This is a genomic window from Dactylosporangium sp. NPDC049525 (assembly GCF_040676755.1).
GTDB lineage: Bacteria > Actinomycetota > Actinomycetes > Mycobacteriales > Micromonosporaceae > Dactylosporangium.
The window spans coordinates 84,806-95,478 of sequence record NZ_JBFAPO010000047.1; the positions used below are offsets into that span (position 1 = coordinate 84,806).

General features: G+C 70.0%; 5 protein-coding genes. 4 read left to right on the forward strand and 1 reads right to left on the reverse strand.

The features are described 5' to 3' along the window. Positions 1 to 156 precede the first annotated feature (156 nt). From AB0K00_RS42680 to AB0K00_RS42690, 3 genes are all read left to right on the forward strand, one after another. A complete protein-coding gene (locus AB0K00_RS42680; RefSeq protein ID WP_363533614.1) occupies positions 157 to 4,635 on the forward strand; it encodes a caspase family protein in 4,479 nt (1,492 codons plus the stop codon). A 452-nt stretch (positions 4,636 to 5,087) separates the two neighbouring features. Beyond that, positions 5,088 to 5,573, forward strand: coding sequence for a hypothetical protein (locus tag AB0K00_RS42685; protein ID WP_363533617.1), 486 nt, complete (start codon positions 5,088 to 5,090; stop codon positions 5,571 to 5,573). 435 nt (positions 5,574 to 6,008) lie between these two features. Continuing rightward, complete coding sequence (locus tag AB0K00_RS42690) at positions 6,009 to 6,428, forward strand: hypothetical protein (RefSeq protein WP_363533620.1); 420 nt, start codon at positions 6,009 to 6,011, stop codon at positions 6,426 to 6,428. Positions 6,429 to 6,684: 256 nt separating this feature from the next. Here AB0K00_RS42690 and AB0K00_RS42695 read toward each other — a convergent pair whose 3' ends face one another. Beyond that, positions 6,685 to 7,323, reverse strand: coding sequence for a hypothetical protein (locus AB0K00_RS42695; protein WP_363533623.1), 639 nt, complete (start codon positions 7,321 to 7,323; stop codon positions 6,685 to 6,687). 1,067 nt (positions 7,324 to 8,390) lie between these two features. Between AB0K00_RS42695 and AB0K00_RS42700 the strand changes: the two genes are divergently transcribed. Beyond that, positions 8,391 to 10,382 (forward strand): Hsp70 family protein, encoded by a 1,992-nt coding sequence (locus AB0K00_RS42700; protein ID WP_363533626.1) that lies wholly within the window; start codon positions 8,391 to 8,393, stop codon positions 10,380 to 10,382. Positions 10,383 to 10,673 lie beyond the last annotated feature (291 nt).

Genomic DNA, 10,673 nt, shown 5'->3' on the forward strand with positions numbered 1-10,673 from the left:
TCGATCATGGCCGGTGAGCGTGCGGCGCTATCAAGGAGCGGCCGGGATGCAGGTGTCCCCACCAAGACGGTCCGGAGCGCGGATCGCGTCCCGACGGCGGCCAGAGCAGCCTGAACGGCCACGCCGATCGGCGCTGCGATCATCTACTGTGCGGGCATGCTTCGTGACACGCCGTCGGTGGCGCTGAGCGAGCCGAGCCGGCTTGGTGCGTACACCGGCATCCGGGTGCTCCTGGTCGGCACGGGGACGCACGCCGCGGAGTCCGACCTGCCGGACGTACCCGCGGTCGCGACGACACTCACGGACCTGCGCCAGGCATTCATCGACCGCTGCGGTGTCCCGGTGGAGGCGATCTCGGTCACCTGCGACCCGCAGTCCACGGAGCAGTTCGGCAATGCCGTTGCCGACGTTGCCGAGAAGGCGACGGATCTGCTGCTCATCTACTACGTGGGACACGGCCTCGTCGCCGACGACGGCACGCTGCATATGGCCACCAGCAGGTCCGTACAGGTCGGGCAGCGGGTGCGGTTCACCGCATTGCCGTTCGCCACCATTCGCGCGTGCGTCGCGGACAGTCCGGCCTTGACCTGCGTCGTGATCCTGGACTGCTGCTACGCGGGCCGTGCCATGCCAGTGCTCGGCGCCGGCGCGGCACAAGTCACCGACCTGACCCGCATCGCGGGTGCCATGGTCCTCACCGCCGCCGGCCGGAACGAGCACGCGCTCGCTCCGGTCGGGCAACGTCACACCGCGTTCACCGGTGCGCTGCTGCAGCTGCTCGCCGCCGGGGACCCGGAACTGCCGGACGTGTTGACGTTCGACGACGTGTTTCGCCATTTGGAGCGGGTCCTGCCCAGCGCCGGGCTACCGCGGCCCCGCCGGTTGGTCGACGGCCAGGTGGGCACCCTCGCGGTCGCGCCCAACCCGACTCCACGCCGTGATACGGTACCGACGGTGCGGACCGGGGCCGGCCGCGCGGGCCGCGACGAGGCCGTCGAGCAGTGCCCGTACCTGGGCCTCGCGGCCTTCGGCACGGCGGACGAACCGCTGTTCTTCGGCCGGTCACGCCTGGTCCGGGAAGCCCTGGAGCGGTTGTCCGGGTGCCTGTCAGCAGGCGCGCCGCTGGTGATGCTCGGGGCGTCAGGGGCCGGCAAGTCCTCGGTGCTGCGCGCCGGTGTTCTGCCGGCGTTGGGCCGCGGCGACCTCGGCGAGGCTGGGTCGGCGTGGTGGCCGCGGCGCCTGTTCACGCCCACCGACGACCCCGTCGGTGAACTGAGCCGCGTGATCGGCGAACTGAGCGGACGCGCCACCGACGACGTCGCCGACATCATCCGGCGCTCTCCTGATCATCTGCCCGAACTGTTGCATGATCGCGGATGGGATCGCGCTGTTCTGGTCGTCGACCAGTTCGAGGAGCTGTTCGCCCCTACCGTGCCCGCGGCGAGCCAGCGCGTGTTCGTCCAGGCGCTGCTGGCGGCCGCCGCCGACAAGGCGCTCGTCGTCTTCGGTGTCCGCGCCGACTTCTACGACCGGTGCATGGAACTGCCGGGACTCGACAAGGCGTTGGAACGGTACACCCTTGTCGTACGGGCGATGACGCGCGACGAGACACACCAGGCGATCGCCGGGCCAGCCGCAGCGGCGCAGCTGGACGTCGAACCGGGGCTGTTCGAGGTGCTGCTCGCGGACCTCGGCGCAAACACCGGCACCGACCAGGCCGGCGAGACGCCGGGGCCCGAAGGAGCGGACCACGGCGTCTACGAGCCGGGCCGGCTGCCGCTGCTCTCACACGCCCTACGAATGACGTGGCACGAACGCGACGCGGAGCCGATGTCGGTCGCAGCCTACGGGCGCACCGGCGGCATCCACGGCGCGCTGGCCACCACCGCCGACGAAGTGCTGTCGGGGCTCGACGACGCCGGCCGGGACTGCGCGCGACAGCTCTTCCTCCGCCTGGTCCGCATCACCGAGGAGACCGCGCCGACCCGCCGCCGCGTCGACCGGGACCGGTTGCTCGCCGACCTGCCCGACCCGACGCTCGGCCGCACGGTGCTGGACGCGTTCGCCGGTGACCGAGCCCGGCTGGTCACCGTCGACCAGGGCTCGGCGGCGATCACCCACGAGGCGCTGCTGCGCGGCTGGCCGGTGCTGCGCGGCTGGATCGAGCAGGACCGCGCTGGCCTAGCTGTGGAGCAGCAACTGATCGACGACGCACACACGTGGGCGGCCGGCGGGCAGGACACCGACCTGCTGTACCGGGGCGGGCGGCTGGCTGGAGCTGCGGGATGGGCCGCAGACCAGGACCACCACCGGCAGTTGCCGGCGACCGCGACGCTCTTCCTCACGGCGAGCCGGCGACAGCACACGCGCCGCCGTCGGCTGCGGACCGGGCTGGTCGCGGTGCTGTCGACGCTGCTGGTGGTCACGCTGGCCGGCGCGGCCGTCGCCTGGCAGCAGCGGAGGTACGCGGTCACCCAGCAGCGCAACGCCGTCGCCGGCAGCCTGATGTTCGTCGCCGACTCGCTGCTCAACCGGGATCCCGTCACCGCGGTGCGGCTGGCGGTGTCGGCGGCGTCGCTCAGTCCCGACGTCGGCGTCCGGACCAGACTCGTGGACCTTCTGGCCCGCAGCCGCTTCACCGGTGTGTTCGCCGGACATCGCGATGGCATGCTCGACGCGGAACTCAGCCCGGACGGGCGGGTCCTGGGTCTCAAGGACGAGGCTGGACGGCTGACCTGGTGGCTGACGGGTGACGCCTCCCATCCGGTACCCCTCTTCACGTTGTCGGGTTCGTCGCTGTCCGACGGGGAGGACATCGACCGGATGAGCCTGACCGCGGACGGGCGAACGTTGGCCACCGTCGGCAAGACCGGGCTGCGCCTGTGGGACGTCACCGACCCCGCCGATCCGAGACTGCTCGGGCCGCCGATCGGCGCGGCAGCGGGCGCCCCGCGGTTCAGCCTCCACGACAACCGGCTTGCCGTCACCGCGGCGGACAAGGCGACGACGTTGTGGGACGTGAGCGACCTCGCCCGCCCGGCCCGGGTGGCCACCCTGGCCGGGCGCACCGACGACATGCACACGATGGTGTGGAGCCCTGACGGCCGGATGCTCGCCACTGCGGGCAAGGACGGCCACGTGCGGCTGTGGGACGCCGACGGACGCCAGCTCGCCGACGTCCCGGCCGCACCGCTGGATGCGCCATCCGACGGGGGCGAGTGGCAGCAGGACATCAACACGATGGTGTTCAGTCCGGACGGGAGGTTCCTCGCCACCGGCGGAAACGACCGCCGGGTCAGGTTGTGGTCGGTCGTCGGGAGCACCCTGACGCTGGCCTCGACGCTCACCGACCACACCCTCGAGGTGTACTCCCTCGCCTTCAGCCCGGACGGGAGCGCGCTCGCCACGGCCGGCGGCGATCGGGCGGCGATCCTGTGGGACGTCACCGACATGGCCCGGCCCCTGCGCAGCGCGGCCCTGTCCGGTGACATCGACGTCGACGCGCTGGCGTTCAGTCCAGACGGGCGCGCGCTGCTCACCGCGGGTGACGGGACCGTCCTGCGGTGGACGGTCGACGACCCGACCCAGCCGGCCAGCCCGCGGCGGCTGCAAGGGCACAAGGACGGCATCACCGGCATCGCGTTCAGCCCGGACAGCAGCACCGTCGCCTCCTCGTCCTGGGACTGGACAGCGAGACTGTGGGACGTCGCACAGGCCGCACCGTTGGCCACGCTGGCCGAGCACACCGAGGATGTGTTCGCGGTCGCGTTCAGCCCGGACGGCGGTACCCTGGTCACCGCCGGCGACGACGGTAAGGCCAGGCTGTGGCGGGTCACCGACCCCGAGCATGTCGGGCCGTCGATCGCGACCAGGCAGCTGCCCGATTCGGGAACCGGGGTCTCGTTCGGCCCTGCCGGCCAGCACACCCTGGCGATCTCGACCCTGTACTCGGGTCCGATGTTGTGGGACGTCGCGGACCCGCGCACACCGGCCCTGCTCGACGAATCCGCGGCCGAGACGGACTCGGGCGGGTTCGGCCTCGCGTACAGCTCCGACGGCAAGCGACTCGCCACCATCTCCGTGAGCCGGACCGACGTGTGGAACGTGAACGGTCGGCACCTGACCCACGTACAGACGCTCACCGACCAGGCCGATGCGGTGATCGGTGTGGCGTTCAGCCCGGACGGACGCACCCTGGCGACCGCGGGCAGGGACAACACCGCACGGGTGTGGACGCTGCGCGACAACGGCCGCTTCGCCTTGGCCGCCACGATCCTCGGGCACGACAACGTCGTCGGCGACGTCGCCTTCAGCCGGGACGGCAACACCCTCGCCACCGCGGGCTTCGACCGCGCCGTCCTGCTGTGGAACGTCACGGACCCGGCCCGCCCGATCCAACTGGCGAGCCTGCGCGGCCACAGCGACTTCGTCCAGGCGCTGTCGTTCAGCCCGGACCGCAGGACCCTGGCATCGGGCAGCCAGAACGGCACCCTGCTGCTGTGGGACGTCGGACGGCTCCTCGAACTGTCCGCGGATCCCACCGCCTACGCGTGCGCCATAGCCGGTGCACCGACCCGCGAACAGTGGCTGCGCTACGTTCCGGGCATCACCTACCGCAACCCCTGCTCACCTTGAGGCTGCAAACCAGCGGCACACGCACAGCTGTCCAGTGCTACGGGCAACGGCACGAACAATGCCTCGTAGACGTCCGGCGCACGCTTCTGCCAAGTACCGAGCGGGAGACGCTTGACCTCTACTGCGGCCGAAGTTCCAAAATGAGCTCCGTTGGCGAGCTGGTCCTGAGGCATCTCCACGGGAGGGGGGATCAGCCACCGTTATAGCGAGACCAAGATCGCGGCTGGATGAGCCGATCTTCGCACCCATTCTCACAAGGGCGCCGTCTTTGGACACGCCCTGACCTTGTCCGGGTTGGAACCCTCAGCGGACAGAAGCTCGGCCCCGGCACCATCGTCTTCCGCTCATGCCGAATTGAGGGCATCCGATCTTGGTGCTTCGTCGCCATCCGAAAGGCCGCTACCACCACGGCCGGCGAGTAGTCTCGGGCTCCGCGTAGCTAGGGTCATCGAATGAGTCGTCACCCCGGCTATCCGTTCGAGCCGAAGTCCACTGCCTACGTCAAGCCGGGTGACTTCTGGGCCATTCCCACCCGCAGCGGCGATCGGTACTGCTGCGGCCAAGTGCTGAGCATCTCAACCCACCTCACCGCCTCCCGGTTCCTCATCGTCGGGTTGCTGGACTGGTGCCAGATGCAACTGCCCACAGGTGACTCGATTACGGGCGCAGCCGTCCTCGACTTTGGCGTCGCACACGTCAAGACGGTGCGCGAGACCGGTGGCCACCTTCTCGGCCACGGCGCAGTGCCGGTCGTTGCTGGCACCGACGACCCGAACCTCACCACCTGGGGCTACATGTTCATTGAACGCTTGGCGCATCGACATTTCGGGCGGCACTTTCTCCAAGAGCCGGGGCACACGGCAAAACAGCCGGCGGAACCCTATCCACTGACGGCTGTCGCCGATGCCCAACCCGAGCCGGGCTTCCGCGCAGAGTAGCCGGATCTTCGATCCGGTGCGCTCATGGCGTCGGGCGCGTGGGCGACACTGATCCGGTCGGTCGTGGCACGGTCCAAGCGTGACGGACCCCGCTCGCGAGGTCGCCCACCTCCGCGCCTGGCTTACGGCGCTTCGCATGGCGCACCGGGAGCCAAGACCCGAGGGCCTCACGATCTCAGCGTGCCGTCCGATCGCGAGTTGATCGATGAGGTGAGACAGCGGCGACGGCTGGCCGATGAAGCGAGTTCCGCGAAGCCGCCTGCCGAGTGATATCCACTCATGGCTTGAGCGTGCACGTATGGTCCGGACGCACCGGGGTTTGCGAGAGCGTCCAGGACGTCATGCCTTCACCCCGCCGCAGTTGCCGGATCCAGCGAACAGGCGCCGCCGGCAGCCGCGTCCTGTCTGCCCGCTTCTCGTCGGTACGCTGAGAAGGTGGATGATCCACCGCGGTACGTGCGGTTCCAGTCGCCGGTCAAAAACGAGCGTGGCGTGTTCCGCGGCATCTATGGCCTCGTCAACAGCCTCGTCCGGGAAGGACGGCTGACAGCCGCCGAACAACGGGTCGTCGCGACGACACACGCATGGTTCGAGGCGGCCTATACCGATCCGTCGCAGACCGACCCAACCGCCTATAACCGGGACCTGCATCCGCACGCCGCAGCTTGGTTCAAGCCGACCGCCGGCCACCTGGTCAACCGTATGTACGTCTACCTGCCGATTCTCAGCGCTCACGGCATTGCATGTGCCGTTGTCCGCGACGCCGATCCTGGCCGGATCATCTACGAGGACGACCACCAGATCGTCGTCGTCCCACATCAGCCGAGCCAGAACGCCCTACATCCACCACGGTAAACCGCAGCACGGCGACGTTCTGCAGGCGCAACTCCGTGCCGAGCCACGATCCCGTGCACTGTCATGCCGCGGTGATCGCGGGCGCTATCGCGGTCATCACGACCGGCTTCCATGTACCGAGTGCCACGAACACCTTCATCGGAGTTGCCGTCGTGGCCGGCGTGATCGGCGTCGGCGACCTTCTGCGGGTCCTGCTCGTAGGCCCGCCGGACCGGGGGACCTGCACCGCGCACCGGCCGAAAGCCTGGTCCTCGTGTCAGGCGTACTTGTCGATGCTGCTGGTGGCGACCACCCGGCCGGAGACGTCCTTGCCTTCGAAGCGGAGCACACCCAGGTGCTGGTCGCCCGTGTACACCGTCACGGCGTAGAAGTGGAACGGGGCGCCGGCGCCGAGGTCTGCCGTCCTCACCCTCGTCGTCACGGGGCGGCCGGTCCCGCTGACGGCGGTGACCGAGGTCGCCTCCGGCGGGACGCTGCCGAAGCACCAGAAGAAGTTCCCGCCGCCGGCGGACATCACATGATCCAGCTGCCCGCGAGCGCCCCTATCGATGAAGGGGGCTTCGGTACAGTAGCTCGAGCGCTGGGTGACGTCTTCGTACGCCCCGCAGAGCCCCCCGTTCTTCGAGTACCAGACCACGAACGTGACCCGCAGCCGTTGCGGCACATGGGGCTGGGCCGACGGGTCGGCGAGCACGATAACGTCGCCAGCGGGTGGTTCCTTCGTGTAAAAGGAGGTCGCGGCAGCGATGGCGAACGGATCGAGGGCCGGATAAGCTGCCCGGTCACCGCTCACCGCGGCGGTGACTGCGACGGCGAGCGCGACGGCGACGAACCCGCGACCGGCCCGGCGGCGGCCCGGCACCGCATCTGCAACGAACCGTTCCCCCGAAGTCACGCATTGAGGCTACAGAATGCACGCCACGGCCGGGCACCCACGACAGCGGTGCGGACTGCCGTACCGTCACGTTCATCGCAGAAACGTGAACCAATGGCGGCCAGGTTCGCTGATTGATCACGTGCACGCACATGCCGCAGGTCTCGCGCGGCGGCCGACTCAGAGATCGTCACGCTTCGTTGCGGCGAGTTCGGTACGTCGAACCGCAGCAGCGGCGCTCGCTCATGCCGAATTGCGTGCACGTGATCATGCTTCGATGGTGGCCCGTCCGGGCCTCGTGGAAACTCCGTGCCGATGAGCGGCCGTCCTGCGAACGCGCCTGCTCGCCCTTCGCTAGAGGTCGTCGGCGGCCCACCCTTCCCGTTCGAGGAGCCGACGCAGGTGACCGAGGCACCGACCTCGGGTCGGACCGACTGCGCCGACGGGTATGTCCAGCGCCGCGGATACCTCGCTGTAGCTGGGCAGCGGGCTGGCGAAGAGTATTCGGAGCTACTGCTGGCACCGGTCGGACAGTTGCGCCGTGCAACGCCGAAGCGCAGCGGCGCGCTCGGCGGTCATTACTGCATGGTCGACGGTCTGCCGCTCGTCCGCTGATGAGTCGGTGCCGTCCTCGAGCAGGTCTATGTTGCCAGTCGGCAGCCGGTTCGCGGACGGGGCGTCAGTCCGTCCAGCTCGCCGACGTCGTCGCTGGCGTGTGCCGGGCGGTTGCCATGTTTCACCAGGGGATGCCCGGCAACGCGGCGCAGGCCGGGGAGATACTCCGGCTGTCGTTCCGCTCATCGCCGCAGAGGGTCTTTCGCCCACGAATGATCCCGCTCGGTTCGGCACCCAAAAGGCAGTCTCCTGACGGCGCCGATGACCCTCTATCCATAAGGTTCGGGGTTCTTGATCTGCTTGCGGACGGCGCGTGCGGCGGTGAGGACCAGGTCGGCGGTGGCTGTACACCAGCGCCGACACCGCCCTGTACGCCGCGAAGAAGGCCCGCTGAACGGTTCACCGTTTCGGCCCGATCAAAGGCGCCGTTCACTTGGTACCGCATGATCGACGCGCCACCTACTGTGCTTCGCATGCGCAGAGCCGCCCTCGTCACCGTCGTCGCCCTGGCGATTCTGCCGTTCGCGACCGCGCCCGCCCGCGCCGACGTGACCGTGCTGCCCTCCACGCTGCCCACCTCCGCGACCGGGACCACGATCACCATCAGCGTCGTGGCGAAGCAACCCGCCAACCCGGTGAACAAGATCCAGCTAGTGTTCCCGAACTCGCTGTCCATCGCGCGGCTCGTCCCGCCGGAAGGCTGGGCGGAGCAGCAGCTGGACTCCACGAACTACGCCGTCAGCGGGCCGGCCCGCACCGGGCGGATCGACGTCGGCGTCTCGCTCGGCAAGACCCCTACGTTCCCGTCCAACCTGCCGATCAACGTCCTGCAGTTCCACACCAACGGCGAGGTCGTCCGCTGGATCGAGTACCCGTCCGGTGAGTACCAGGCGGGCGTGCTCTCCATCACTGCACCGGTGGCCGTCTCCGTGAGTTCTGCCGCGCCGGCCGCGGCGCTCACCCCGTCGACCGCGGCAACGGCGCCGTCGTTCTCCTCGCTGGCGGCGCTCTGGGCTCTCGGCGGCGGGACGCTGGTGGTCGTGGGCGCGGTGGGGGTGCTGCTGCTCGCCCGCCGGCGCCGCCGGACCCGACCTTCGGGGAACCCGGCCGCAGTCCCAGATGCTCCGCAGACCACCCCGCTCACTCCTGCGGCAATCCCGCCCGCCACGTCTTCGGCACCGGTGTCCCCCGCCGCACCGGCCACATCCACGCCGGCCTCGTCCACGCCGGCCTCGTCCACGCCGGCCTCGTCCACGCCGACCGCGGAACTGGCGGCCGGGGTGGCGAGTGCGCCGCACCTGTCCGCACCCACGGAGGCGGCCGCGGAGCTGGTCACGACGCCGGGCCGGGTGGGTGGGGAGGGCGAGGGCGGGCAGGTCCGGCTGGCGATCGACTACGGGACGTCGAACACCGTCGCGCTGCTGCGCTGGCCCGACGGGCGGGTGCGGCCGCTGCTGTTCGACTCATCGCCGCTGCTGCCGTCGGCCGTGCAGGACGTGGACGGGCGGCTCGTCGCCGGGCGGGACGCCCTCAACGCCGCGCGCAGCGACCCGGCCGCGCACGAGCAAAACCCGAAGCGCCGCATCACCGACGTCCACGTGCTGCTCGGCGGGCACGAGCACGACATCGCCGACCTCGTCGCGGCCACGCTGCGACGGGTCGCGGACGAGGCGCAGCGTGTCACGGGTGCGCCGGTGCCCGCCGGGACGGTACTGACCCATCCAGCCGGATGGGGCACCATCCGCCGGGAGATCCTCGTCGACGCGGCCGCCCGCGCCGGGCTGAGCGACCCGGTGCTCGTGGCCGAGCCGGTCGCGGCCGCCGCGTACTTCGCCCAGGTCCTCGGCCGCGCCCTCGCCCCCGGCCAGAGCGTGGTCATCTTCGACCTGGGCGCCGGCACGTTCGACGTGACCGTCGTGCGCAAGGGCGACCGCGACGACCTAGACATCCTCGCCGCCGACGGCCTCGACGACCTCGGCGGCCTCGATTTCGACGCGCTGGTCGTCGACCTCATCGGCACTCAGGCGACCACCCAGGCAACCGGCCAAGCGGAGGCCTGGCAGCGCTTGCGGCATCCGCAGACGCCCGCGGACCGCCGGTTCGCCAGGCTGCTGTGGGACGACGCACGCGGCGCGAAGGAGACCCTGTCCCGGCTGTCCACGGCCGCCGTGTCGGTGCCCAGCCTGGACCTGGACACGCACGTGACCCGCGAGCAGTTCGAGGCGGCGGCCCGCCCCCTGCTCATCCGCGCGGTCCGGGCGACCGCGGCCGTGCTGCGCGCCGCCAACGTCGCCGAGGACACCATCGCCGGGCTGTTCCTCGTCGGCGGCTCGACCCGCGTCCCACTGGTCGCCACGCTGCTGTTCCAGGAGCTGCGCATCCGGCCGGTCGTGCTCGAACAGCCGGAGATCGTGGTCGCCGAGGGCGCCCTGCGGCACGCCCGTTACGGGCATCTCCCAGGGTGACTTTGTCCGTGAGATTGGGGTGCCAGATGTTCACGACTTTCGCCGCCACGTTGGCCGCGCCGCGTACCGAGATCTTCGTGAGAACCGGCACCACCTATAGATCTTGAGCGCCGCTGGCGCCGACTACAGCTCCGACTCTCATTCACGCTCTATGCAAAAAGATCATGAAGCGTTCAGGGCAGTCGGTGCACGGATCTGGCTCCCCTCTTTGTCAAGCGGCGCGGATGGATCGTGGCTTATGGTGGATGTCGGCGGGTCCGGGCAGTGACTGTTCCGAAGTGTTGACCTGGG

Coding starts and splice junctions, on each gene's coding strand:
- AB0K00_RS42680 (WP_363533614.1), top strand. CDS start 157: ATGCTTCGTGACACGCCGTCGGTGGCGCTGAGCGAGCCGAGCCGGCTT.
- AB0K00_RS42685 (WP_363533617.1), top strand. CDS start 5,088: ATGAGTCGTCACCCCGGCTATCCGTTCGAGCCGAAGTCCACTGCCTAC.
- AB0K00_RS42700 (WP_363533626.1), top strand. CDS start 8,391: ATGCGCAGAGCCGCCCTCGTCACCGTCGTCGCCCTGGCGATTCTGCCG.